The sequence below is a fragment of the Paenibacillus sophorae genome (assembly GCF_018966525.1).
Lineage (GTDB): Bacteria > Bacillota > Bacilli > Paenibacillales > Paenibacillaceae > Paenibacillus_AQ > Paenibacillus_AQ sophorae.
Window position 1 is genome coordinate 2,606,441 of sequence record NZ_CP076607.1, and the last position, 25,388, is coordinate 2,631,828.

24 protein-coding genes are annotated in these 25,388 nt (G+C 53.5%); 20 read left to right on the top strand and 4 right to left on the bottom strand.

Translation table 11 applies throughout. The features are described 5' to 3' along the window. Window positions 1-217: 217 nt before the first annotated feature. The 6 genes from KP014_RS12235 (at window position 218) to KP014_RS12260 (ending at window position 7,173) form a co-directional block, all read left to right on the top strand. Window positions 218-562, top strand: coding sequence for a YlbF/YmcA family competence regulator (locus tag KP014_RS12235; protein ID WP_036596926.1), 345 nt, complete (start codon window positions 218-220; stop codon window positions 560-562). 394 nt (window positions 563-956) lie between these two features. After that, entirely contained in the window at window positions 957-1,238 is a 282-nt protein-coding gene (locus KP014_RS12240) for a hypothetical protein (RefSeq protein ID WP_036596929.1), read from the top strand. Between the two features lie 162 nt (window positions 1,239-1,400). Next, window positions 1,401-2,735, top strand: a complete 1,335-nt coding sequence (locus KP014_RS12245; protein WP_036596930.1) for a DRTGG domain-containing protein — start codon at window positions 1,401-1,403, stop codon at window positions 2,733-2,735. 396 nt (window positions 2,736-3,131) lie between these two features. Continuing rightward, entirely contained in the window at window positions 3,132-4,292 is a 1,161-nt protein-coding gene (locus KP014_RS12250; RefSeq protein WP_036596931.1) for a polysaccharide pyruvyl transferase family protein, read from the top strand. Continuing rightward, window positions 4,282-5,823: a lipopolysaccharide biosynthesis protein gene (locus KP014_RS12255; RefSeq protein ID WP_036596932.1), complete on the top strand. Its 1,542-nt coding sequence runs from the start codon at window positions 4,282-4,284 to the stop codon at window positions 5,821-5,823. The genes KP014_RS12250 and KP014_RS12255 overlap by 11 nt, the downstream gene beginning before the upstream one ends. 63 nt (window positions 5,824-5,886) lie before the next feature. Then, window positions 5,887-7,173 carry a glycosyltransferase family 2 protein gene (locus tag KP014_RS12260; RefSeq protein ID WP_051500206.1) on the top strand — a complete coding sequence of 429 codons (1,287 nt, stop codon included), beginning with the start codon at window positions 5,887-5,889 and terminating at the stop codon, window positions 7,171-7,173. Between the two features lie 99 nt (window positions 7,174-7,272). Here the strand turns inward: KP014_RS12260 and KP014_RS12265 are convergent, their stop codons facing one another. The 3 genes from KP014_RS12265 to KP014_RS12275 form a co-directional block, all read right to left on the bottom strand. Next, window positions 7,273-7,584 carry a YtpI family protein gene (locus KP014_RS12265; protein ID WP_036596943.1) on the bottom strand — a complete coding sequence of 104 codons (312 nt, stop codon included), beginning with the start codon at window positions 7,582-7,584 and terminating at the stop codon, window positions 7,273-7,275. Window positions 7,585-7,706: 122 nt separating this feature from the next. Further along, window positions 7,707-8,210 (bottom strand): sporulation membrane protein YtrI, encoded by a 504-nt coding sequence (locus tag KP014_RS12270; protein ID WP_036596933.1) that lies wholly within the window; start codon window positions 8,208-8,210, stop codon window positions 7,707-7,709. 4 nt (window positions 8,211-8,214) lie between these two features. Continuing rightward, window positions 8,215-8,538, bottom strand: coding sequence for a YtrH family sporulation protein (locus KP014_RS12275; RefSeq protein ID WP_036596934.1), 324 nt, complete (start codon window positions 8,536-8,538; stop codon window positions 8,215-8,217). A gap of 151 nt (window positions 8,539-8,689) precedes the next feature. Here KP014_RS12275 and KP014_RS12280 point away from each other — a divergent pair, with 151 nt between their 5' ends. From KP014_RS12280 to KP014_RS12320, 9 genes are all read left to right on the top strand, one after another. Continuing rightward, the gene (locus KP014_RS12280; protein ID WP_090834105.1) at window positions 8,690-12,349 is read left to right on the top strand and encodes a DNA polymerase III subunit alpha; all 3,660 of its coding nucleotides are present in this window, start codon (window positions 8,690-8,692) and stop codon (window positions 12,347-12,349) included. Window positions 12,350-12,417: 68 nt separating this feature from the next. Further along, a complete protein-coding gene (locus tag KP014_RS12285; RefSeq protein WP_036600517.1) occupies window positions 12,418-12,930 on the top strand; it encodes a phosphatidylglycerophosphatase A family protein in 513 nt (170 codons plus the stop codon). 135 nt (window positions 12,931-13,065) lie between these two features. After that, window positions 13,066-13,254 carry a hypothetical protein gene (locus tag KP014_RS12290; protein WP_025693333.1) on the top strand — a complete coding sequence of 63 codons (189 nt, stop codon included), beginning with the start codon at window positions 13,066-13,068 and terminating at the stop codon, window positions 13,252-13,254. Between the two features lie 74 nt (window positions 13,255-13,328). Next, entirely contained in the window at window positions 13,329-14,222 is an 894-nt protein-coding gene (gene accD / locus KP014_RS12295; protein WP_036600516.1) for an acetyl-CoA carboxylase, carboxyltransferase subunit beta, read from the top strand. Window position 14,223: 1 nt separating this feature from the next. Next, the gene (locus KP014_RS12300; protein WP_036600515.1) at window positions 14,224-15,228 is read left to right on the top strand and encodes an acetyl-CoA carboxylase carboxyltransferase subunit alpha; all 1,005 of its coding nucleotides are present in this window, start codon (window positions 14,224-14,226) and stop codon (window positions 15,226-15,228) included. A gap of 275 nt (window positions 15,229-15,503) precedes the next feature. Continuing rightward, the gene (gene pyk / locus KP014_RS12305) at window positions 15,504-16,925 is read left to right on the top strand and encodes a pyruvate kinase (protein ID WP_036600514.1); all 1,422 of its coding nucleotides are present in this window, start codon (window positions 15,504-15,506) and stop codon (window positions 16,923-16,925) included. Between the two features lie 152 nt (window positions 16,926-17,077). Continuing rightward, the gene (locus tag KP014_RS12310) at window positions 17,078-18,253 is read left to right on the top strand and encodes an MFS transporter (RefSeq protein WP_036600513.1); all 1,176 of its coding nucleotides are present in this window, start codon (window positions 17,078-17,080) and stop codon (window positions 18,251-18,253) included. A gap of 57 nt (window positions 18,254-18,310) precedes the next feature. Further along, window positions 18,311-18,868, top strand: coding sequence for an acyl-CoA thioesterase (locus KP014_RS12315; protein ID WP_036600512.1), 558 nt, complete (start codon window positions 18,311-18,313; stop codon window positions 18,866-18,868). Further along, window positions 18,865-19,263, top strand: coding sequence for an FxsA family protein (locus KP014_RS12320; protein WP_025693338.1), 399 nt, complete (start codon window positions 18,865-18,867; stop codon window positions 19,261-19,263). The genes KP014_RS12315 and KP014_RS12320 overlap by 4 nt, the downstream gene beginning before the upstream one ends. 158 nt (window positions 19,264-19,421) lie before the next feature. Here KP014_RS12320 and ytvI read toward each other — a convergent pair whose 3' ends face one another. After that, window positions 19,422-20,537 (bottom strand): sporulation integral membrane protein YtvI, encoded by a 1,116-nt coding sequence (ytvI, locus tag KP014_RS12325; RefSeq protein ID WP_090834106.1) that lies wholly within the window; start codon window positions 20,535-20,537, stop codon window positions 19,422-19,424. Window positions 20,538-20,927: 390 nt separating this feature from the next. On the opposite strand from ytvI, the gene citZ reads away from it, so the two are divergent. From citZ to KP014_RS12350, 5 genes are all read left to right on the top strand, one after another. After that, complete coding sequence (gene citZ / locus KP014_RS12330; protein WP_036590227.1) at window positions 20,928-22,040, top strand: citrate synthase; 1,113 nt, start codon at window positions 20,928-20,930, stop codon at window positions 22,038-22,040. A 156-nt stretch (window positions 22,041-22,196) separates the two neighbouring features. Beyond that, entirely contained in the window at window positions 22,197-23,492 is a 1,296-nt protein-coding gene (gene icd, locus KP014_RS12335; protein ID WP_036590226.1) for an NADP-dependent isocitrate dehydrogenase, read from the top strand. A 13-nt stretch (window positions 23,493-23,505) separates the two neighbouring features. After that, a complete protein-coding gene (locus KP014_RS12340; RefSeq protein ID WP_281426461.1) occupies window positions 23,506-23,718 on the top strand; it encodes a lactate/malate family dehydrogenase in 213 nt (70 codons plus the stop codon). Between the two features lie 131 nt (window positions 23,719-23,849). Further along, window positions 23,850-24,278: a hypothetical protein gene (locus KP014_RS12345; protein WP_090834107.1), complete on the top strand. Its 429-nt coding sequence runs from the start codon at window positions 23,850-23,852 to the stop codon at window positions 24,276-24,278. A 211-nt stretch (window positions 24,279-24,489) separates the two neighbouring features. Beyond that, window positions 24,490-25,362 carry an SDR family oxidoreductase gene (locus KP014_RS12350; protein ID WP_036587399.1) on the top strand — a complete coding sequence of 291 codons (873 nt, stop codon included), beginning with the start codon at window positions 24,490-24,492 and terminating at the stop codon, window positions 25,360-25,362. Window positions 25,363-25,388 lie beyond the last annotated feature (26 nt).

The window sequence follows — 25,388 nt, forward strand, 5'->3', positions numbered from 1 at the left end:
TTCCGGTAGGCAGCGTGATGCGGGCTGTTTGACAGCTGAGGTCTACATATCATTCATCATATGGAGTCATACGCCCCTTGGTGATTGACCCATCGTCCGAGAGGCCCCTTAATCACAAGGGAGGCATAGATTTAAGGCGCAAAGCGAAGGCATTCGATGGAGTTTTGCAAAGATTACATGGGAAGTTATGCTGATACAACTTTTAGGAGGGAAAGCCATGAACATCTATGATAAGGCACATGAATTGGCCCGGGCAATCAAGGAGAGCGGCGAGGTGGCGGACATTACCGCCGCGCTTAAGCTGGTGGAGGCCGACCCGGAGAGCAGCAGGATGCTGAACAATTTTCGCAGCAGCCAGCAGGAGCTTCAGGAACGGATGATGGCCGGTGAAATGCCGGCTCCGGAGGAGATGGAGAAGATGGAGAAGCTGTTCGAGGTGCTGAACCTGAACCTTGGCATCCGCCGCCTGTTCGAAGCGGAACGCCGGCTGAGCGTCGTCATCGAAGACGTGAACAAGATTATTTCCGGCAGCCTGGAGCATTTGTACGGAGCGGACGTCTAGGTCAGCTTCGAATCATGGCGGCGGACTTACGCAGCCAAGAAGACAATCGCGAATGAGTGACGGAGCATAGAACGTCCCGTCGTCATTTGCTCAGACTAAAGAGGGTGCTTGCTTCCGTGACTTACGGCAGCAAACACCCTCTTTTGTTTTAAAACAAAGATTGGATTAACCGGCGGTCTCCTGATGGTAGCCTCCACTGAAAATCGTAGTGCCATCTTCTCATATCCGGCTGCCGATTTCCATAACTTTACACAACCGTTGACCGCCTTGAACAATAACTTCCCATCCTGTCTTTGTCCGCGAACTGCGGCATTTTAAACGACTTGTCTCATAATCCGGGCGGTGCGCTCATAGAGTAGAGTATAGATTCATTACGAAGGAGCTGTCTGTAGAAATGAGAAAAAGAAACAAGTTCAAGCATGTGCTCTACCTGATCCTGGCGCTGGTCATGCTGCTGTATGCGCTGCCGAGATTGTCGCCGGACGGGCCGGCGCCGGTGTTCGTGTTCGGGGCGTTGTGGGTCGCTTTTGCCCTGCTCGTGATTGCCGCCCATCTTCATTTTATTATCGGGGTGGACGAGGAGAAGACGAAGCGGCTGGAAGCGGTGCGCAAGGCGAAGCTTAAGATGTGGCAGGAAAAATGGAGCGAAGAAGGTAGAACGGCCCAAAGACTATAGCCCTTTCGGCGCATGGCCTGTCCGGCATCATCCGGCGGGCCGTTTTTGAGTTGAACCGAAGCCACAGCGGCATGAGACTCACGAATCATTTGACGTTCGCACCCGATTGCGACTACAATACAGATACAGTGTAGTACAGTTTTGGGTTCGGGGGTGTAACAGCTGGAAAATCAAGGCGATGCAGTCACTAAGCACGAACAACTGCTGCAGCATATTGAAAACTTAAAGGTGGGTGCTAAAATCTCGGTCCGCAAGCTGGCAAGGGAAATGGCTGTCAGCGAGGGAACGGCATACCGGGCGGTCAAGGAAGCGGAGAACTTGGGGATTGTCATTACCAAGGAGCGTATTGGAACCGTCCGGGTGGAAAAGAAGCCCCGGGGCATCTCAGAGCAGCTTACGTTCGGCGATGTGGTTGACATTGTCGAGGGGCATGTGCTCGGAGGCGCGAACGGACTGGACAAGCCTCTGCATAAATATGTAATCGGCGCGATGAAGATCGACGCCATGATCCGCTATATTGACGCGGACAGCCTGCTGATCGTCGGCAACCGCGACGATGTGCATTCGCTGGCGCTGGAGCAGGGCGCCGGGGTGCTTGTGACCGGCGGCTTTGGAACTAGCCGTGAGGTCAAGGATTTGGCGGACAAGCTCGATCTTCCGGTCATCTCTTCTCGCCACGATACCTTTACCGTGGCCTATATGATCAACCGCGCGATTTTTGACAGATTGATCAAGAAAAAGATTATGCTTGTCGAGGATATTGTCGACCGCAAGCCGCGGATCAACACGTTGAAAATATCCAGTACGGCCGGCGAGCTGCTCCGGCTCTCCAAGGAGAGCGGGGAACAGCGGTTTCCCGTCACAGATGAATGGAACCGCGTCATCGGCATCATCGGCCGGCGTGATGTGGAGGATCTGCCTGAGGACCAAACCATCGAGAAGATGATGGTCCGCGGTCCGATAACGGCGGGCCTGCAGACATCGCTTGCCTCGGCGGCCCAGATCATGATGTGGGAGGGCATTGATTTCCTGCCCATTATTGACCGCAACCGCAAGCTGGTCGGCTCGCTTACCCGCAAAGAAGTGCTCCAGAGCCTGAGGGATGTGCGCAATCAGCCGCAGCTCGGGGAGACCTTCGACCATCTCATATGGAACGGGTTCGCCGAGGAGCGAAGCGAGGAGGGCAAGCTGTTCTTCCACGGCTTTATTACCCCGCAGATGGCGACGGATTTAGGTACGATCTCCGAAGGCGTCATTTCGACACTGATGATGCATTCGGCATTCAAGGCGGCCAAGGATATAACCGGGAGCGATCATGTGCTCGACAATATGTCCACCTATTTTGTGCGGCCAGTCCAGATTGAGGACTCCGTTATCGTCAGGCCCAGGCTGCTCGAAAGCAGCCGACGGACCTGCAAGCTGGAAATCGAGATCACCCACCATGACACCCTGGTCGCCAAATCCGTTCTGATGCTGCAGTCGATCGATCATGGATAGATAGCCCTGCTGAGGAATTCTCCGCCGAAACGGGACTTTTAAGGACTTCGTCTTACTCTTAAGACGAGGTCCTTTTTTGGGTAAAGGCCGGGTTACAGGAAGTCTGCTCATTTTCAAACTGCCGCCTAAACGCACTCGCTTCTGCAACCCTCCAAAGGATTAGTCGGAGGGTGTCTCTTAGAAGGATACCCTTGCTCCGAAAGGTGTCATTTCCTGCATTATTATTGCCAACGGAAGAACGTTTATCTTAGAATTGGAACAAAGTTAAAACGGTTTTCAGAAATTTTCCGATCTGCTTTCCCTTCTCTTGTAGAAGAGCCTATTCGTTGCCGATTTCGGTTATCCGAAACGTAAGATATGGAACGGCCCATATTTATTAACGGAAGGGATGAAGAAATGAAAAGAATCATGATTCACGCGTACACGAAATTAAATCTGGGCGATGATCTCTTTATAAAGGTGCTCTGCGAGAGATATCCGGACACCCGCTTTATTCTCCCCGCCCGGAAGGAGTACAAGCAGTGCCTGGCCTCGCTGCCCAACCTTACCGTGTACCCGATCGAATCCATTTGGGTTCGCGGCATCAGAAAGCTTCTAAAGAAATTGGATAATGCCGATTTTCAAAAAATGCTTCTGAAGAGGCTTGCCGGACGCTGTGACGGAGTCGTTCAGATCGGCGGTTCCATGTATATGCAGGGTGAAGGATGGAAAAAGGACTATTCATGGAAGCTGGATGTTTTTGACACTAAAAAACCGTTCTACGTCCTTGGAGCCAATTTTGGCCCTTATAAGGATGACTTGTTTTACGAAAAGTACAGAGAGTTGTTCTCCACATATGCCGATATCTGCTTCCGGGACCAATATTCTCACGAGCTGTATAAGGATCTGGGCAATGTGAGACTGGCGCCGGATATAATCTTTCAGCATCCGCAGCAAGGCAATCCGGGGAGCGGGAAGCATATCGTCATTTCCGTAATCAAACCCTCGGCACGCGACAATCTTAAAGATCTGGACTCCATGTACTACAACAAAATAAAAGATATCGCCGTTGCCTTTATTGAGGAAGGGCATGAGGTGAAGCTGATGTCATTTTGCGAATATGAAGGGGACGAGGAGGCGGTCCAAACCATCCTTTCCTTAATTCCGCAGCCGTATGCCGATCACGCTTCCCTGTATTTTTACAAAACGAATCTGGAAGAAGCCGTTGGGATATTATCCTCCTCCAGTATGATCGTCGCAACACGTTTTCATGCCATGATTCTCGGCTGGGTGTTCGGCAAACCCGTGTTTCCAATAGCCTACAGCGAGAAGACCATCAATGTCATGAACGACGCACATTTTACGGGAGCCTATGCCGATCTAAAATCAATGGAATCGCTGGAGCCTGAATTGGTCGTCCGCAGCTTTGACACGAACCGGCTGAACGTTTCCGTTCTCGCCAGACAGGCTGAGAGCCATTTTGAAAAATTAGATAACTATCTGGGAAAAAGCAAAAATGCAGAAGAAGCGGCGGCTATAACCCCGGCCGTTTTTGCAAGGAGGGGCCATGAAAGCTAAACGGAGCATTCTTAACCTCGTCTTCGGTTTGGGCAGCCAATTGATTACCATCGTGCTGAGCATTTTCATTCCCCGGCTGATCATGGTCAACTATGGGTCGGAGGCCAATGGTCTCGTGTCTTCCGTCGTCCAAATCATTGCCTACCTGGCACTGCTGGAAGCGGGAGTAGGTGCAGCTTCGCTCCAGGCACTGTACAAGCCGATCGCGCAAAATAACCGGGAAAGCATCAATTCCATCCTGTCCGCCACCGCCATGTATTACAAAAAAACGGGCTTTTATTATTTGCTCTCCGTCATCGCCATATCGGTGATTTATCCGTTCGCGGTGAAGTCGGAGCTTGGCATGTGGCAGGTCATGGGCATTGTCCTGTTCAACGGCCTGGGCGGCGCCATCAATTATTACTACCAGGGCAAATTCAGAGTGTATCTGCTGGCCGAAGGCAAAAGCTATGTGGATACCTCGGTCGTCACAATCGGGAATATCATCAACAACCTGGTGCGGATCGTGCTGCTGCTGCAAAGCGTGGATATCGTGCTTGTGCAGGCTTCCTATTTTGCCGTGACACTGCTTCAGATGGTTGCCTTCCATATCTACAAGAAACGCCATTATAAATGGCTGGATTTCAATAAGGAGCCGGACCTTGCATCCATCAACCAGAAAAATTTCGTGCTCGTCCACGAGCTGTCCTATATGATCTTCCGGAACACCGACGTGCTGGTTCTGACCTTTTTCACCAATCTGAAAATCGTCAGCGTCTATGTGATGTACAACATGATCTTTACCATCATCGACAACATTGTCAATACGGTCAATACCAGCGTCCGATTCGCTCTTGGGCACAGCTATCACGAAGGCCGGGCGAAATTCATCAAGCTGTACGACGCGTACGAGCTGTATTTCATGGCATTTGTCTTTTCGCTGCTGACCGTCGCTTATATTTTGATTCTGCCGTTTATCACCCTGTACACATCCGGCGTCAACGATGTCGATTATGTGCTCTACTGGATTCCGATCCTGTTCGTGGCGCAAAAGCTGCTGATCAACGCGCGTTCTTCCGCTAACAATGTCATCAACATCGCCGGACATTTCAAAAATACGCTGACCCGTTCGCTGCTTGAATCCGGAATCAATCTGGCCGCTTCGCTGATTCTGGTGCAGTTCCTGGGCATTTACGGCGTGCTGCTGGGCACGGTGGCCGCGCTGCTGTACCGCTCCACGGATATTATTTTGTACGCCAACCGGAGGCTGCTGGAGCGAAGCCCCTGGATCACATTCCGGAGATGGCTCACGAATATCGCCGTATTTGCCGGAATCATTTATCTGAACAATCTTGTAGACTATTCATTCGACTCCTATCTTTCGATAATTTTGGGGGCCTTCGTGCTTGGAATCATCATTCTGCCGATCTATATTGCCGTGGCGTCCATTCTGGAACGCGAGGTATTCATGGATAGTCTCCGTCTGTTTAGAGGTCTCGGCGTAAAAATGAGGGCCAAGTTTGTTCCCGGGAAAGTCAAGGTTAGCGGCTGACATCAGATCTAATATCGGATAAGAATATTGCAGCATTTCAGGTTTGCGACTGGAGGGGTGAAAATGGAACAAGAAGAATATATGAGGCAGGCCTGCCGCCGGTTAATGGACCAGGTGAGTCTGAAGCTCGAAGGAGGTCCGGTTGCCGAAAAGGATCTGCTCGAGAAATGCGCGGCCTATATTCAGCAGGAGAAGCCGGAAGCGCGGGAAGCATTGACATCGCTGTCGCAGGTTATCGTCCGCCAGGCTGAGGGCAAGGATGCCTTGGAGGTTCTTCGTTTCTACCTGGACAGCCAGTTCGGATTAGGCGATTCGAAAGAAGCAGGCCTGCTGGAGACCAAGCTTGCGGCACTAAGGGACCGCTCGAAGAGCGAAGCCCGGTCCGGCGCGGTTCCCAAAATCAGCGTCATCATTACAACGTATAACCGCAAGGATTTTCTGCGCCAGGCGGTTGAAAGCATACTGGCCCAGGATTATCCGAACAAAGAGATCGTTGTCATCGACGACGCCTCGACGGACGGCACGGAGGTTCTGATGGAGGAGCGCTTCGGAGACGAGGAACGCGTCATTTACATGCGTAATGAGACCAACCGGGGCCCGGGAGCGAACCGGCTTGCGGCGTTTACCGCGCACGGGGACGGAGAATACGTTCTCTTCCTGGACGACGACGATTACTTGATCGACAGCGGATATTTCAGCAGGGCGGTAGCCTTTCACGAAAGCCGCCCCGGTCTTTCCTTCGTCGCCGCCAACGTCTTTCTGGAATATTCCGCCTCGCAGCGGCTGAAGCTTCAGGAAATCGGGCTGTCCGAGGTGACCGACCGGCGAACTTATTTTCTGAATTTCGAGCGTCCGGGCTATGGGAAACCGGCTTCTACTCTTACCACCCTCTTTAGGCGGGAAGCTCTGATCAGCATGGATATTCTTCAAATGAATATGGTGAATGACGCGTCCATCTATCTCCGCTCGCTGTTGGTCGGCGACGCAGGATTTATTGATGCGGTAGTGGGCGTATATCGGATTCACGGCAACAATATTACGTTCAATCTGTCCCGGGATTTTCTGGTGCGGAATCTGGAAGAAAAGCGCAGCATCCGCAACCTGGCCATTGAGCGGTACAGCTATCAGAAAAAGGAGATGAACAGCTGGTTCAACAACACCGCTTACGATACGATCGTGTATTATCTTTGGAACTCGGCTAAAACGAAGGACGATTTTATGTATATGTATCAATGGATACGCAGCAACTGCCCGGACATCTACGGCAAAATAAAGCAGGAGTTCCGCGTGCGGCTGATTAAAAAGCAGATTCTCCAAGTTCCCTTTATCCGAAAGCTGATTCGCCGGTAGCGGGGGATAGAGGGAAAACAAACAGCCTTCCTGTCCCGAAAGGGAGGAAGGCTGTTTGAGCGTCTTCAAAGCCGATCCGCCGCTTTAAGCATAACCGCCTCACCGCTGCGGCCGGGACTTCCCCAGACGGCTGTAATAGCCGTAGCTGCGCAGTCCGGAGAACACGTTGAAGGCGCCGAGCACAAGAAACACAGCTTCCACAATGATGCTGATGGTGGAGCCACGAAACAGGAACATAGACATCAGCGCAAGCAGAACGAGCATGGATCCGAGCAAAATATTCATGACCGCCCGTTTCAGTCCCCGTTCTTCGGAGCTTGCAGCGCGACGGGAAGCGGCGCTGTAATAAGCGGCGCCGAGAACGGCGAGGGTCAGCAGGAGAAACAGCAGATATTTGATAACCAGGATCATGGGCGCACCCCTTTGAGCTTCTCTGCCGCCCGAAAGCTCTTGCCCGGCAGACGGTGAATTAAAGCGTTTTCTTCCCTGTATTGTAGCATGTTTTTCCGGGTCTGCCCACGGATTCATGCAATTTACCCGCGATTGTTCGGCGTGATCTCCACCCAGATCTGCAGAACGCCCTCCATAACAAGCATCGTTCGTATGCGGACCGCATATTCCTTGTCGCGCACGAGGTACACCTTGCCGCTGAGCAGAAGACGGGCCATTTTGCTGTCCTCGTCGATCTCGAAGACGCTGCGGCCCCGCATCGGTGCGAGGTCGTCGCCCATTTTGAGGATAATTTCCTTAACGGTTGCCGAATCGAGTCTGTTTGCGTTTTCCCGCGATCTGCCGTCTTCGGCCCGGATTTTAATCTCCTTGATGACCGTCGAGCTGTTTTTGTATTTTTTCAGGGTCAGAATGTCCTTCTCATACTGTTCCAGTTGAACTCGCAGATCCTGATTGTCCAGCCAGAGAGCATTGAAGCCGAGGTGAAAAATCGCATTGTACACCGCGCTGCCGACGATCATCCCCAGCACAAAAATGGCCGACACCCGGGAGAACCGGCGAAACTGCTGAAAGGGCGGAACCCTCATGGTATTACCCCCTGCCGCATACCCATTTGACAAGCTCGCTGCCCATATGCGCCCCAAGAAAAGCGAAGACCAGGTATAAAATCTGCTTAATAGCCGGAGACAAATTGCCGCCCAGCATATTGCTCTCGATGACCCGCATCGGATCGATGGTGCCGCCAACGGCGGCGGCCAGCGCCCAGATTTTGATCCGGTCGGCCACATCCAGCATCGTAAACGTCGGCGGCTGGAGCGATACGACCGCCCCGATGCCGCCCAGCATGGCGCCGCCCAGCACGATGCCGAAGGCGATAAAGAAATCGAGGACGGCCTTGCTTAAAAATACGTTCATATAGTCCTCCTTTGTCGGGACACGGCTCATATCATGCGCTTTTCGCCTGTCCCTGTGCTCTCCCTTCATTCTATGGGCCTTTCTCCCTTCAATATGATAAAATAGTTGTATTACTGGACAATTTGTCCGAGGCGGGAAAGGAAGTGGGATCATGAGTCCTTTCGTGCATCTGCATGTGCACAGCGAATACAGTTTATTGGACGGGGCGGCGCGCATTGCCGATCTGGTGCGCCGGGCCGGCGAACACGGCATGAAGTCGCTGGCGCTGACCGATCACGGAGTGATGTACGGGGCGATCCCTTTTTATAAAGCGTGCAAGGAGAACGGCATCAAGCCGATCATCGGCTGCGAGGTCTACCTGACGGCGGGCTCGCGCCGCGAGCGCGGCAGCCGCAAGGATCAGCCGATTTACCATCTTATCCTGCTTGCAAGGAACGAAGAAGGATACCGCAATCTGATGAGACTCGTCTCCATCGGCCATCTGGAAGGCTATCACTACAAGCCGAGAATCGACATGGAAGCCCTTGCCGCGCACGCGGAGGGCCTTCTTTGTCTAAGCGCCTGCCTTGGAGGAGAGGTGCCTCAGCATCTGCTTCACGGGAGGGACGAGGAGGCGAAGAAGGCGGCGTTGCGGTATAAGGAGATTTTCGGCGAATATTTCTATCTGGAGCTGCAGGATCACGGCATGTCCGAGCAGAAAAGGGTCAATCCGAAGCTGATCGCTCTGGCCGAAGAGACTGGAATCCCCTTAGTTGTCACCAACGACGTGCATTACTTGTCTAGGGAAGATTCCGAGGTTCAGGATGTGCTGATTTGCATCGGTACGGGGAAAACGGTGGACGACGAGGAACGGCTGCAAATTGGAACGGACCAGCTCTATTTAAAAAGCGGCGAGGAGATGGCCGCGCTGTTCCCGCATGTGCCGGAGGCGATACAGAATACCGCAGTTATCGCTGACCAATGCAATCTGGAGCTGGAATTCGGCAAACATATACTGCCTGCCTACTCTCCGCTGCCCGAAGGGCTGGATTCTGCCGCCTATTTGCGCCGGCTGTGCGAAGCCGGCCTGCAGGAGCGCTACGGGGGCACTCCCCGGTGGAACTCCGATCAGGGACGCAGACGCGCGGAAGAGCGGCTGGCCTATGAGCTTGGCGTTATTGAGACGATGGGCTTCTCGGATTATTTTCTGATCGTCTGGGATTTTATCGCTTTCTGCCACAGGCAGGGCATTGCGACAGGACCCGGAAGGGGCTCTTCCGCCGGCAGCCTCACCGCCTACTGCCTGCGCATTACCGATGTCGATCCGCTGAGGTACAACCTGCTGTTCGAGCGCTTCCTGAATCCCGAACGGATCACGATGCCCGATATCGACATCGATTTCAGCGACGAGCGTCGCGACGAGGTCATATCCTATGTGGCGGATAAATACGGCGAAGAGCATGTTGCCCAGATTATTACGTTCGGAACCCTGGCGGCGCGGGCTGCGGTGCGCGATGTGGGACGGGCGCTGAACCTGCCCTACGGGGAGGTGGACAAAGCGGCGAAGCTGATACCCGGGACACTCGGCATCAGCATCGCGCGGGCTCTGGAGAGCAGCCCGGATCTCAAGGCGCTGTACCAGAGCAATTCGAAGACCCGGGATTTGCTGGACATGGCGATGAAGGTGGAAGGCATGCCAAGGCATGCCTCGACGCACGCCGCCGGAGTCGTCATTTCCCGGGGGCCGCTTACCGATGCCGTTCCGCTGCAGGAAGGCAATGAGGGAGCGGCTCTGACCCAGTATTCGATGGAGCATTTGGAGAGCATAGGGCTGCTGAAGATGGACTTTCTGGGCCTGCGGACGCTGTCGATTATCGAGCGGTGCATGAACTGGATCGGACAGATGACCGGAAGCGCGCCGGATTTTCGGGAGATTCCCGATGATGACGAAGCGACGTATGCGATGCTGGGCCACGGCGAGACGACGGGCGTGTTCCAGCTCGAGTCGGCGGGCATGCGCCGCGTGCTCAAGGAGCTGAAGCCGACCCTTTTCGAGGATATCATTTCGGTGCTGGCGCTGTACCGCCCGGGTCCGATGGAATTCATATCGAAATATATTCAGGGCAAGCACGGGCTTGCCGAAGTGGAATATCCCCATCCCGATCTGATTCCGATTCTGTCCGATACCTACGGCATCATCGTCTATCAGGAACAGATCATGCAGATCGCATCGGCGATGGCGGGATTTTCGCTTGGCGAAGCGGATCTGCTCCGCAGAGCCGTGTCCAAGAAGAAGCGCGAGACGCTGGACCGCGAGCGCGGCCACTTTGTGAAAGGGAGCTTGAAGCAGGGCTACGGGGAAGACGACGCGAACGCGGTCTACGACATGATCGTTCGCTTTGCCGATTACGGCTTCCCCCGCGCCCATGCCGCGGCTTATGGCGTGCTGGCCTTCCAGACGGCGTACCTCAAGGCCCATTATCCGGTGCCGTTCATGGCTTCCATGCTGACGGCGGTGACGGGCGTCCACCGCAAGGTGGCGGAGTACGTGCTGGAATGCCGGCGCATGGGCATCGGCGTGCTGCCGCCGGATGTTAACTTGAGCGGCGTACTGTTTACGCCGGTGGACGGCGGCAGCGGCGCGGGCGGACATATCCGCTTCGGGCTGGCGGCGATCAAGAATGTCGGCACGCTGGCCGTTGAGAGTATACTCGAAGCCCGGAAGGAGCGGCCCTTCGACAGCCTGCTCGATTTCTGCCGCCGCGTTGACCTCAGGGTCTGCAATAAGCGCGTCGTGGAATCGCTGATCCAGGCGGGGGCTTTTGACGGCCTCCCTGGGCACCGGGCGCAGCTGCTGGCCATGCTGGACGAGACGGTGGACGCGGCGGCCAAATGGCGCAAAGAGCGCGAGGAGCTGCAAATTCAGCTGTTCGACGACCTTGTCGAAATGCCGAACTGGGATATCCGGTATCCCGATATTCCGAAGTTTTCGGCGGGACAGCAGCTCGAGCTGGAGCGCGAGCTGCTCGGCCTGTATCTGTCGGGCCACCCGCTCGACGACTTCGCGGAGCTGCTGGAAGAACCGGGGATTCAGCGCCTGATGGATCTCAGCGAGGCCCCCGATGAGAGCGTGACAGTTACGGCGGGAATGGTCGTTTCCGTCAAGGAAATTACGACAAAAGCCGGCAAGGCGATGGCTTTTGTCGAATGGGAAGACCAGATCGAGCGCTGCGAGGTTGTGCTGTTCCCCGAGGTGTGGAAGCGCAGCCGCGCGCTTGTTGACAAGGGGGCGCTGCTTGCTCTGCGCGCCAAGGTGCAGCAGCAGGACGAAGGCTTCAAGCTGCTGGCCGACGAGATTGCGCAGCTGTCGGCGGAGACGCTCCGCGGCCTGCTGCAGCGGCGCGCGGCCGTGGCTGCGCGGCCGCAAGGGCACGGCCGGGCCGCCACGGCCGGCCCCGGCGCGCCGGGCGCGGCTGCTGCGCCTGCCGCGGCCAATGGCCCGGCCGCCGGCCGCAGCGGCCCCGCCGGGCCGCAGGGCGGCCCGCAGGCCCCCGCGCGGGCTGCGCGCCCGGCGGCGGCGGCACAGCCGGCGGATAGACCCGCCGGCCAGCGCGCCTACATCAAAATCACGGCCGCCTCGGAGGACGGCGGCCTGCTGCCGCAGCTGAAAGAGCTGCTGCAGCGCCATCCCGGAGCGGTTCCTACGCTCCTGTTCTACGAGCGGGAGCAGAAGCTGATCGCGCTTAGCGACAGCTTTCGGATTAAACCGTCGCCGGAGCTGTTCGGTCTTGTCGAATTGGTCCTAGGACCAGGAACAATAAGAATAAAATAAGAACGTTTCTCCCTTTTTTCGCATACATTAGGGAACCACAGGTTTCACTTGCGGAAAGGGGAATGATGATGTCCTATGAGCTGGCGGTGGATTTATTGGAACGCAGGGGCGTTTCCATTGATTCGATTGCCGAGATTGTATACAAGCTGCAATCGTCCTATTATCCGAATTTAAGCGGGGATGAGTGCATTGCGAGCGTCAAGGCCGTCCTGGGCAAAAGAGAGGTGCAGTACACCTTGATGACGGGCATCACGCTGGATGAGCTGGCTGAGAAGAAGCAGCTGCCGCAGCCTTTTCAGGCGATCATGGAAGCCGATGAGTCGCTTTATGGGGCCGACGAGACATTGGCTCTTGGCATTACCGGCGTTTATGGTATGATCGGTCTGACAGGCTTCGGTTATCTGGACAAAATCAAAATGGGCGTCATCGGAGCCCTGAACGAGCGGAAGGACGGAATTCATGTCTTTCTGGACGATCTGGTCGCCGGCATAGCCGCCGCGGCTTCAGCAAGAATAGCGCATCGGCACGAAGGGGCGAAGGTGTATCCCTCCCGCGTAAATCCGGCGGAAATAGAGCCTTAAAGCACAAATCCGGCGCGGTCTTTCCCGCGTTCCCCTCCTCCCTCTTTTGTTGCAGTAAAAAAGAAAACTATGTTATCATGGTTCCAATATACGGGATACGGCTTTGGAATCGAGATGGGGAGGCCTCGTCAGGACATGTGGACGGTAATTTATATTGCGCCTACCGCCAAAGTGGCGGATATGATTAAGAGCAAGTTGACAGAAGAAGGATTTCTGGTAAAATGCCGTCCTGTAAATATGTCCAAGCAGCAGTTTGAGATTCTGGTTCCTTCCGGCGAGCTTGATGAAGTGCAGGAAGTGCTTAACCTGATTCTGCATCCCTAGATTGACATCATTAGAGCAGTCATTACAATGTAGATGCTGCCTTACGCAAATAAACGGCTGAAGAGGTGCGACTCTTGTTCAAAGATTTGTTTCAGAAAAAACGGAAATACGCGACAGTTCCTTCGCAGCGTTTGGAGCAAGCGAACGTACCGGCGGAAGGGGAAAGGCCTAAGCGGGAAATTCCCGAAGGGCTGATGAGCAAGTGCCCCAAATGCGGTTCGATCCAGTACAGCAAAGAACTGGAGAAGAATCTTAAGGTATGTACGGCCTGCGGCCATCATCTGCGGCTGAACGCTCCGGAACGGATTGCTGTGACGATGGACCCGGGCAGCTTTATCGAGTTCGACGCGGGGATGACGTCTGTGGACCCGCTTCAATTCCCGGGGTATAGCACGAAGCTCGAGCAGCAGAAGCTGAAATCAGGGCAGCTTGACGCTGTCATTACGGGGCGGGGAAGCATCGACGGCCATCCGGTTATTGTGGCGGTCATGAATTTTGAATTTTTTACGGGCAGCATGGGTTCGGTAGTTGGGGAGAAAATTACCCGCGCCGTCGAGGAAGCGACTGAAAGAAGGCTGCCGATGGTTATTTTCTCGACTTCCGGCGGAGCCCGGATGCAGGAGAGCATCCTGAGCCTGATGCAAATGGCGAAGACCAGCGCGGCGCTGGCCCGTTTTGGCGAGTCCGGGGGATTATACATATCCGTTATCACGGACCCGACGACGGGCGGCGTGTCCGCAAGCTTTGCGACGCTGGGCGATATCAACATCGCGGAGCCGGGAGCCGTATTCGGTTTTGCGGGCCGCATTGTAATCGAACAGACGATCCGCCAGAAGCTGCCGGATGATTTTCAGACGGCGGAGTTCAATTTACAGCATGGCCAGCTTGATCTTGTGGTACACCGAAAGGAAATGCGCTCTATGCTCAGCAAAATTTTGGAGCTGCATGACGTGAAGGGGGGATTTTAGAATGGCGGGGGACTTGCCTTTTGAAAAACCTCTCGTTGATATGCGTAAGAAAATTACAGAGCTAAAGCAGTTTGGGGATGAAAAAGGTATTGATTTCAGCGACGAAATCGCCCGGCTGGAGGAGCGCTACAAGCTGATGGAGGAGGAGATCTATTCCAATATCTCACCTTCGCAGAAAATGCACCTGGCCCGGCACCATGGCCGTCCGACCTCGCTGGATCTGATCGGGCTTATCTTTACCGATTTTATCGAGCTGCATGGCGACCGGCTGTTCGGCGACGACCTTGCGGTTGTAGGCGGCATCGCGAAGCTGGAGGGAATACCGGTCACTGTGATTGGACAGCAGCGCGGCAAGGATACGAAGGACAACATCGCCAGATTTTTCGGCAGCGCGCATCCCGAAGGCTTCCGCAAGGCGCTTCGGCTGATGCAGCAGGCGGACAAGTTCCGCCGTCCGATCATTACGTTTATTGATACGAAGGGCGCTTATCCCGGAAACACTGCGGAGGAACGGGGCCAATCGGAGGCGATTGCCCGCAATCTGCGTGAAATGTCCGGACTTGGCGTGCCTGTCGTCTGCGTCGTTATCGGTGAGGGCGGCAGCGGCGGGGCGCTGGCGATGGCCGTGGGCAACCGCGTGCTGATGCTGGAGCATGCCATTTACTCCGTCATTTCACCGAATGGCGCCGCGTCGATATTGTGGAAGGACGCCGCGAAGGCCGACCAGGCGGCGGAGGCGATGAAGATTACCGCCGACGATTTGCTTGCGATGGAAGTCATCGAGGAGATGATCCCCGAGCCCAAGGGCGGCGCGCATCGCGATTACGAGACTACCGCGGCGTCCATCAAGGATGCCCTCGTTCGGCACTTGCATGATTTGGCCAATCTGGATGCTGACGAGCTTAAGGAAGACCGTTACCGGAAGTTCCGGAAGATCGGGGAGTTCGCGGAATCGCGGGCTGCGGAAGAAGTCTTTACCGAAGAACCCGCGCTCAGTCCGGAGTAACAGGACCTTCTTAACACAAGAGGCCCGATTTCTAAATAAACTTGCAATCCGTAACCCCGAATCGGCTTCGGGGTTATTTTTATTTGGCTGCACCGCCGCTAATTTGTATGAAAAAGCCGCAGAAACATTGATTTTACTGTCCGGTTGAAGTAATATTCTTAAGGGCGCAGTCAATACTGCATATGACATAGTTCCTATTCAATTGGACAACTTTGTAGTAGATTTTGTAGTTGGAAAAAGTGTAGACAGAGAAACGAAAAAACGGAGGAAAACTAATGCGGAAAAGTAAAATTGTATGTACGATTGGTCCTGCAAGTGAATCGTTGGAGAACATCAAGAAATTGATTCTGGCCGGAATGAATGTGGCACGCCTGAACTTCTCCCACGGTGACTTTGAAGAGCATGGAGCACGGATTAAGAACATCCGTCAGGCATGTAAGGAACTGAACAAGACAGTTGCCATCCTGCTCGATACGAAAGGACCTGAGATTCGTACAGGCAAGCTGGAAGTGGAACCGATTGAACTTGTACAGGACGAGTACCTGACCCTGACTACGGAAGAGATTCTTGGCGACAAAAATCGTATCTCCGTAACTTATTCCAATCTTCCTAGCGACGTTCAAGTAGGATCCACCATTCTCATTGACGACGGCCTCATCGGACTTACCGTTGTCGACATTCAAGGCACGGAAATCAAGACCCGTATTGTCAATGGCGGCACGATTAAGAGCAAGAAGGGCGTTAACGTTCCCGGAGTTGCTATTTCCCTGCCTGGTATTACGGAAAAAGACACCAACGATATCATTTTCGGGATCGAACAGGACATCGATTTTATCGCCGCTTCCTTCGTCCGCAAAGCCAGCGATGTTAAGGAAATTCGCGATCTTCTCGAGAAGCATAACGCGAGTCATATCCAAATCATCTCCAAAATTGAAAATCAGCAGGGTGTCGATAACCTTGACGAAATCCTGGCGGTGTCCGACGGCCTGATGGTTGCCCGCGGCGACCTTGGCGTGGAAATTCCGGCGGAAGATGTGCCGCTCGCACAGAAACTGATGATTCAAAAATGTAACATTGCAGGCAAACCGGTAATCACCGCTACGCAAATGCTCGATTCCATGCAGCGCAACCCGCGTCCAACCCGCGCAGAAGCGAGTGACGTGGCCAACGCTATTTTCGACGGAACCGACGCTATCATGCTGTCCGGCGAAACGGCTGCAGGTAAATATCCGGTAGAATCGGTACTGACAATGTCCCGTATCGCTGAAAAAGCGGAATCCGCGCTGAATCACCGTGAAATCTTCCTGAAGCAGCAAATTGCTCAAGAAACGACAGTAACGGAAGCAATCAGCCAATCCGTAGCCATCTCGGCGCTGGATCTGAGTGCCAAAGCGATCATTTCCTCCACGGTCAGCGGACATACCGCCCGCGTAGTTTCAAAATACCGTCCGGTATCTCCGATCATCGCGGTAACGACTCAGGAAAGAACAATGCGTCAGTTGGCTCTCGTATGGGGCGTAACTCCGGTGCACGGTTCGCCGGCTTCGTCCACCGATGAGCTTCTGGAAACGGCTGTTCAAGGCGGCAAAGATTCCGGTCTTGTCAAAGCAGGCGACCTTGTAGTGATTACGGCAGGTATTCCGCTCGGACATTCCGGTTCTACGAACCTGGTAAAAGTGGAGCAAATTGCTGACTAATTTTCCGATAACTGCATATTGAAATTTAGCAATATTGCAAACTATAAGATTCGAAACCAAAAGCAATGGCGTTTTTTGCCATTGCTTTTTGCTTGGTAATGATTATTTTCAATGATTGACGATTTGCCGACAAGAGAGGACATAAGAGCAACATGCGAATATTACTGAAGCTGCGCGCTTTTTATTTATTTTTGGGTCTGGCGGGCGGCCTTTTCGTTCCTTATCTTACTTTACTGCTCGTACAGGGCGGGCTGGACAGCGGGCGGGTGGGAGCGCTTATGGCCGCAGGTCCGCTCGTCGCCATCTTGACCCAGCCAGTATGGGGCATTATTTCCGATCGGTACCGCCAGACCCGGCTGGTACTGGTCCTGAGTGTCGCTGTTCCGGCTGGATTGGCGGTTTTCTACCGGTCGGAGTATTTTATTGTCCTGCTTGCGGTCTATATGGTGTCTACCATATTCTCCTCCACACAAGCTCCTATCGCCGATTCTTACGCAATCGCCGCAGCGAGAAGAACAGGTTCCACCTATGGGAGTATCCGGCTGATGCTTAGCTTTGGTGCAGCTGTGGGCGGCTATCTGGGAGGGGTATATGTGTCTGCCTTTTCCGTTTCGACCATATGGATTCCCTTTCTTTTGTTCAGCCTGCTTGCAGTGCTTGTAGCCGTTACACTGCCGAAGGAAGCGGCAGAGAATCACATGATGACCCAGTCTTTCTCCGAGGGTGTCAAGGAGCTGCTTCGAAACCGCATTTTTCTTGCTTTTTTGGGCGGGAGCTTTATGGTCAACCAGACGATGACGGCATTTGGCACCTACTTTGTGCTGGCGTTCCAGTCGATGGGAGGCTCAGCGCAGTATGCCGGAATTGCGCTGCTGCTCGCTTCCCTTACCAATGTACCCTCCATGCTGGTAGCTTCCAGAGTCATAGGCAAATGGGGAAGAGAGCGCACGCTGCTGCTTGCCGCTCTGATTTATGTGCTCCGCTGGGCCATTCAGGTCATCTTCCCTTACCCCGCTGTTATGATTGGCGTACAGGTTCTGCATGGCGTATCTTTTGGCTTCTTTTACATCGCCGCCGTGGAATATGTCTCTCAAATTACATCGGCGGATATGCAGGCAACCGGACAAAGTTTGTACAATATGGTGTTTTCCGGCTTGTCGGGCATCGTCGGGAATTTGCTTAACGGCTTTCTGCTCAGCCAAGGTGGCGTCCAGGTTATGAACGTTTCCTGCATGATCAGTTCCGCCATCGGGGCGGTGCTGCTGATTTATGTGGCCCGTGGCTCTCGCAGAAAGCTGCTAGCGGCGGCTGAGGGACTTAGCGCCTAACTTGAAAAATAAGGCTGAATAAGCTATTTTAAATCAAGGGAAAGGAGGAGATCATGCGTGGAAACCCAAGATTTTTTGCCGGGCCCCTGGCATGCCGCCTCCTTGAGGGTCCGTTACCAGGAGAGCGATCAGATGGGCGTGGTATACCATTCCAATTATTTGAACTGGTTTGAAATCGGGAGGACCGAAATGCTGCGCGGACTCGGCTTTTCCTATCTTGAACTGGAGAACCGGGGTGTGCTGCTTCCGGTTACCTCGGCAGAGCTGCAATTCAAACGGTCCGCAAAATATGACGATACGATCGCCGTCTATGCCCGCATGTCATCGTTTACGCCCCTTCGGCTAGCTTTCGATTATGAGGTGCGGCGGGTATCAGGCCAGGAACTGAGCGGCAGCGGCTTGTATGGATCGGATGCCGCTGTTCTGCATAACAATAATGGGGAATCATTTGCTGCGGGCTTCCTAGCCTCGGCAGCCGGAGAACTGCTGGTTACTGGCTCCACCGGCCATGCCTGGGTAAACCGGGAGTTTAGGCCCGTACGTCTGGACAGGACACTGCCTCAAGTTTACGGCGCAATCGTTGAGGCGCTGCGCAAAGAAAAGGGGACGATATGATTAAAAGAAATTGGCTGTGGGCGGCGTTATTTATTATTCCCGCTACAGAACTATTCGGCTTTATCCTGGTATCGTCCTGGTTTGGAGCGTCCAAGACGCTACTGCTGCTGATCTCGACTTCTCTCATTGGTCTTCTGATGATGCGTTTTGAGGGCAGCAAGGTGCTGCAGGACAGCAGGCAGCAGATGCAGGAGGGCAGGATTCCAGGCCGGACGATGCTGGACGGTTTATGCATCTTTTTCGGGGGATTGCTGCTGATTATACCGGGCTTTATCACGGACATTATCGGCTTCACCTTGGTTTTTCCCCTTACCCGGCCCCTGTACCGCGGATTTCTGCTGAAGTGGATTGAGAAAAAAATGAAGAATGGCACGTTTACCTATTATAAGAGATAACCCCGCACTTAAACCTGTACCCAAAAGAGCGAAGGCCGCCTGATCATCATGCGGCTTTCGCTCTTTTTATCGTTTCATGTGGCCGCGTACGTGTTTGCTCCTATAGATTCGGAGGCGTTATGCCGGTTTAGGGCGGCAGCTTTTACGGCGCTGTCCCCTTATTGCAATCTGCCGTTAAGGATATAGGAATGGAGACTGCGGAAGACGCCCGCCCGCCAAAAGGCGCCAAGGATCACAAGCGCAACCGGACCGAGAATCAGGCCGGCTGCACCAAGCAGCTTCAGGCCGGCGAACATGCCGATCAGCATGGCAAGCGGGTCGAGACCTGTGCTGCTGGCCACGAGCTTTGGCTCCAGCACCTGGCGGGTAATCAAAGTGATGCCATACAACACGGAAAGACCAATGCCAAGCGGCATATCACCTGTCATATAGGAATAGAGAGCCCACGGAATCATTACGATACCGACGCCAAGATAGGGCATCAGATCGACAAGACCGATCATCAGACCAAGAACGAAGGCCGATTTGACGCCCAGGAGAATCAGGCCGACGATAACAATGGCTCCAGTAATCGAGATTAAGATAAGCTGCGCAAGCAGATAACCGAAGAAGGCTCTCCGAAGATCGCTGAAGATTTTTGCCGCTGCACTGCGAAATCCGTCCGGCAGCCAATCTGACAGCATTCGGCCCCGCTTCTCCCATCCTGTGGCGAGAAAAAAGGCGGCAAGAACGACGACAATGAGCACCGTTCCGAGCGATGGGAGGGAAGCGATTATTTTCAGAATCAGATTGAAGATGCCGGTAACGAGCCCAGTCGCGGCAGCCCCGATCGATTCCGTCGTTTTGCTGATATGGCTGTCGATCGTGGCGTGATAATCCGGATTGTTGTTGTAGAACTGGTTGATTTGGTTAATGATATTTTGAAGGCGGTCGCTGCGGCTCCAGGATTGAAGCCGTTCATGCCACTGAGGCGCGTGTAGATTGAAGGTTTGGGCAAGAACGGCCAGTTCTTTGACCAGCCGGGTAACAAGCGCAGTAAGCACAAGCCCGGCGGAGCCGATATAAAACGCAAGCGAGAGGATAACCGCAAGCCATGACGGCAGCCGAAGCCGCTTCAGGCCTTCTACGACCGGGCGTATGCTGTAAGCGAGCAGCCAGGCGAGGCACAGCGGATAGAGCAGCGGAAGCAGTACATAGAGGCAGAAGAGAGCAAGAAAGACGGCCAGAACGACCCACAGGCCCCTCAGAAACCTCTTCAGCGTAAGGCTGTCCATGCTCATTCTCCTTTCTATATGCGGTAATGAACGGCTCGTTTAATTGCTCGTCCTCGTCCTAATGTATATTCCGGTGAAAGGGGAATCATCCCTTTTTTCGGCCTATGCAAACTGAAGGCGCATTCATGAAACGTTCGCAAGGAAGCAATTTTCTATCTCTCCGATAAAATCATTTGATGCGCCTCAAAGCTTCCGTGCAGTTCACGTAATCTACAATTTCCGGTATGATAATTAAAGGCTTTAATTTCTGAATTGAACTATTTAAACCATCAACCTTCTGGGCAGCAGGCTTAATTGATGCGCTATCATTTTTTAATTACTTTAAATTGTAAATGTTTTCACGGGTTTACACCTCTAAATACCCCAGTTGGCAAAAGGAGAGATTTTACAATGACAGTTATAAAGGGACTGGAAGGCATCGTTGCAGCTGCTTCCTCCATCAGTTCAATTGTGGACGGCGTGCTCACTTACCGCGGTTATGATATTGATGATCTTGCCGAAAATGCCAGCTTCGAAGAGACCGCTTTCTTGCTCTGGTTCGGCAGCTTGCCGACCACGGCCGAGCTTGAGAAGCTCAAGCGGGACCTGAGCGATTTTGCGGCTATTCCGGAGCAGGTTATCGCACAGATGAAGCTGTATCTGAAGGATACCAACACAATGGCTGCGCTGCGCTCCGCCATATCGAGTCTGGCGCTGTATGATGAAGCTGCGGATGATATGAGCCGCAGCGCCAATGAAATTAAGGCAGTGAAGCTTCAGGCGCAAATTCCGACGATCGTTGCGGCGCTGGCGCGTATCCGCAAAGGGCTGGAGCCTGTCGCTCCCAAGCCCGGCGCCTCCCTCGCCGAGAACTTTTTATATATGCTCCGGGGCGAGCAGCCCGATATGGTATCGGTCAAGGCTTTGGACACGGGGCTTGTGCTGCATGCCGACCATGAGCTTAACGCCTCGACCTTTGCCGCAAGGGTAACGGTTGCAACGCTGTCCGATATATACTCCGGAGTCACCTCGGCAATCGGCGCGCTTAAAGGCCCGCTGCACGGCGGAGCGAATGAAGCGGTGATGAAAATGCTGGAGGAAATCGGCAGCTTTGACAATGTGGAGCCTTATATCCGCGCCAAGCTGGACCGCAGGGAGAAAATTATGGGCTTCGGGCACCGCGTATACAAGAACGGTGATCCGCGCGCGAAGCACCTGATGAAAATGTCGCGCGAGCTGGGCGCAATCAAGGGCGATACGACGCTGTACGACATGTCCGTGAAGATCGAAGAAATGGTAACCGGGCAGAAAGGCCTTAAGCCCAATGTCGATTTTTATTCCGCCTCCGTGTATACTCAATTAAGCATAGACCGCGAGCTGTTTACGCCGATCTTCGCCATTAGCCGGGTATCGGGATGGACCGCTCACATTCTCGAACAGTACGAAGATAACCGCATTATCCGTCCGCGCGCGGAATACACGGGTCTTGTGGAGCAAAAATACGTTCCGGTCAACGAAAGATAAGCAGTCTTTTTTCTGCATGCCTGTCCTGAGCGGAAGGGCGCTGGCGACAGATGATTAGCCGTCCAAATGGCATGCGCTTCTTACAGCCGGTTAGCAGCCGGGTGGCTGGCAGAAGCGTATGCCGTACACTAACTTTTAAGGAGGAATTACACACTAATGCTGAAACTCGAAAAGTATGAACTGCCGACAGAAGGCGAACAAATTACAATTGACAATGGCAAGCTGCAGGTTCCTGATCATCCGATTATCCCTTTCATTGAAGGCGACGGAACGGGCCGTGACATTTGGAAAGCCTCCAAACGGGTGCTGGATGCGGCGGTGGATAAGGCTTACGGCGGAACCAAGAAGATTGCCTGGTATGAAGTGTTTGCCGGAGAAAAGGCGTATAATACATACGGAGAATGGCTCCCGAACGATACGCTCGAAGCGATCCGTGAATACATCGTTGCAATCAAAGGGCCGCTGACGACTCCGATTGGAGGAGGCATTCGTTCCCTGAATGTGGCGCTGCGCCAGGAGCTGGATCTGTACGTATGTTTGCGTCCAGTGCGGTATTTTGACGGGGTGCCTTCCCCGGTGAAGCGTCCGGAGCTGGTCGATATGGTCATTTTCCGGGAGAACACGGAAGATATTTACGCCGGCATCGAATACCAAGAAGGTACAGAGCAGGTTAAGAAAGTGATCGAATTCCTGCAAAAAGAAATGGGTGTAAGCAAGATCCGTTTCCCTGAAACGTCGGGCATCGGCATCAAGCCGGTATCGTCCGAAGGCTCGAAGCGTCTTGTTCGCGCTGCTGTGGAATACGCGGTTAAGCATGGACGGGGGAGCGTTACGCTTGTGCACAAAGGGAACATTATGAAGTTCACTGAGGGCGCGTTCAAGAACTGGGGCTATGAAGTGGCTGAGCAGGAGTTCGGCGACAAGGTGTTTACCTGGAACCAGTACGATGTAATCAAGGAGCGCGAAGGCGCCGACGCGGCGAATGCGGCTCAGAAGCAGGCGGAGCAGGATGGCAAAATTATTATCAAGGACGCCATCGCCGACATCGCGCTGCAGCAGGTGCTGACGCGTCCGACCGATTTTGACGTCATTGCCACGCTGAACCTTAACGGTGACTATCTGTCCGACGCGCTGGCGGCGCAGATCGGCGGGATTGGCATCGCTCCGGGTGCGAACATCAACTACGTGACCGGGCATGCCATTTTTGAAGCAACCCACGGTACGGCCCCGAAGTACGCGGATAAGGACGTTGTGAATCCTGGTTCAGTCATTCTGTCCGGCGTCATGATGCTGGAACATTTGGGCTGGCAGGAAGCCGCCGATCTGATCTACAAAGGCATGGGAACTGCCATCAATAATAAAACGGTAACTTATGATTTCGCAAGGCTTATGGAAGGAGCGACAGAGCTGAAATGCTCCGAATTCGCTGATCAAGTGATCCAACATATGTAGGTAGATCAACACATTGGCCATCAAACGTTACAAGATTACAGTCGTGGGCGCCGGTTTTACCGGCGCCCACACGGCTCTGATGCTCGCTCAGAATGAATTAGGTAACGTGGTTCTGCTGGATATCCCCCAACTTGAAAATCCGACCAAAGGCAAGGCGCTCGACAAAGCGGCTCTCGACAAATCGGCGGAGTCGGTAAGAAGTGTAACGTCGGTAGTGAATGTGTAATTGACAAAAGTATGAACGCATCCCCATTTTATTCTTGATAAAATGGGGATTTTTTTTGTGATTAAATAGTTAATTGTTTATAATCATTATTAATATAACTTATGTCATAGATTTATCGGGAGGGATATGATATGAACTGGAGCGTTTTAATGTTTTTACATATGATTGGCACTCTGACGCTTGGTTTCTACTTGGTGCTGCCTTTCATTCTTGGCCGGACAGAGAAGCTTTCTACAGCAGCCAAGGAGGGGACGCTGAGCGCAATCAGCGCGTTTAACCGTATTGCCCAATATGGCTTGGTCATTCAACTGCTTACGGGCGGTTACATGATGACCAAAGGCGAGTATTCGGTCCCGTGGATGATTATTGTCACACTGCTGCTGCTCGCCATGTTCGCCTTGGGCGGCGTTATAAGCAAGCCGCTGCGGCTTGCGGCCGCAGGCATGAAGCAGAGCCGCGACGTCTCCAGCGAAACCGGCAAAATCCGCACGTTGAGCGCGTTGCTGGCGGTATGCTTGCTGGTTATGGTTTTCTTTATGGTTTTTAATGAGATTATTTGAATAGCAGCATAGCCCGGCCAATTTCGCCCGTCTCCGAAAGGAGGCGTGTGTTTTGCTATTGTGAGAACTTCGGTTTGTCTGGACTCCGCTTGTGTTTGATCTTCATGCGATTGGTTAAATTAATTACCGTAAAGGGAACGAATAATTGTACATCCCCAAGACATCCTAAGGAAAGTCTAAATTTAACAACTTTTCGAAAGGAGAATGAAGTATGTCTACGAGCAATCAACAAAGCCAGAAGACATTGCCGCCGCAGCATCAGGATCGCAGGCCCGGTCTGGAATCGGAGATGACGCCCCGGCCTAAATACGAACCGGCGGCATACAAAGCAGCGGGCAAGCTGCTCGGTAAAGCGGCCCTGATCACAGGCGGAGACAGCGGCATCGGCCGCGCGGTAGCCGTGGCTTTTGCCAAGGAGGGAGCAGATATAGTCATTTCTTATCTGAACGAGCACTCCGACGCGGAGGAGACGAAGCGCCAGGTCGAACAGGAAGGACGCAAATGTGTTCTCGTCTCCGGCGATATCGGTGTCGAAGTATTCTGCCAGGATCTTATCAACAAAACAGTGAACGGTCTGGGCAAGCTTGATATTCTTATTAACAATGCAGCGGAGCAGCATCCGCAAGAAAAGATCGAGGATATCAGCTCCGAGCAGTTGGAGCGGACGTTCCGCACCAATATTTTCTCGATGTTCTATTTGACAAAAGCAGCTATGCCCCACTTGAAAGAAGGCTCGACCATCGTCAATACGACGTCGATTACAGCTTACAGAGGAAATCCTCAACTGCTGGACTACTCGTCCACCAAAGGCGCGATCCTCAGCTTTACGCGTTCGCTCGCGATGAATTTAGTGGATAAAGGCATCCGCGTCAACGCGGTTGCGCCGGGTCCGATCTGGACGCCGCTCATTCCGTCCACCTTCGATGAGAAGAAGGTCAGCGAGTTCGGCGGAACACAGCCAATGAAACGACCGGGACAGCCTGAAGAACTGGCTCCGGCTTTTGTCTACCTGGCTTCCGATGATTCATCGTATGTAACCGGCCAGGTTATTCATGTGAATGGCGGCGAAATCGTTAACGGTTGACGACTCTCAACGTATTAAGCGGATTT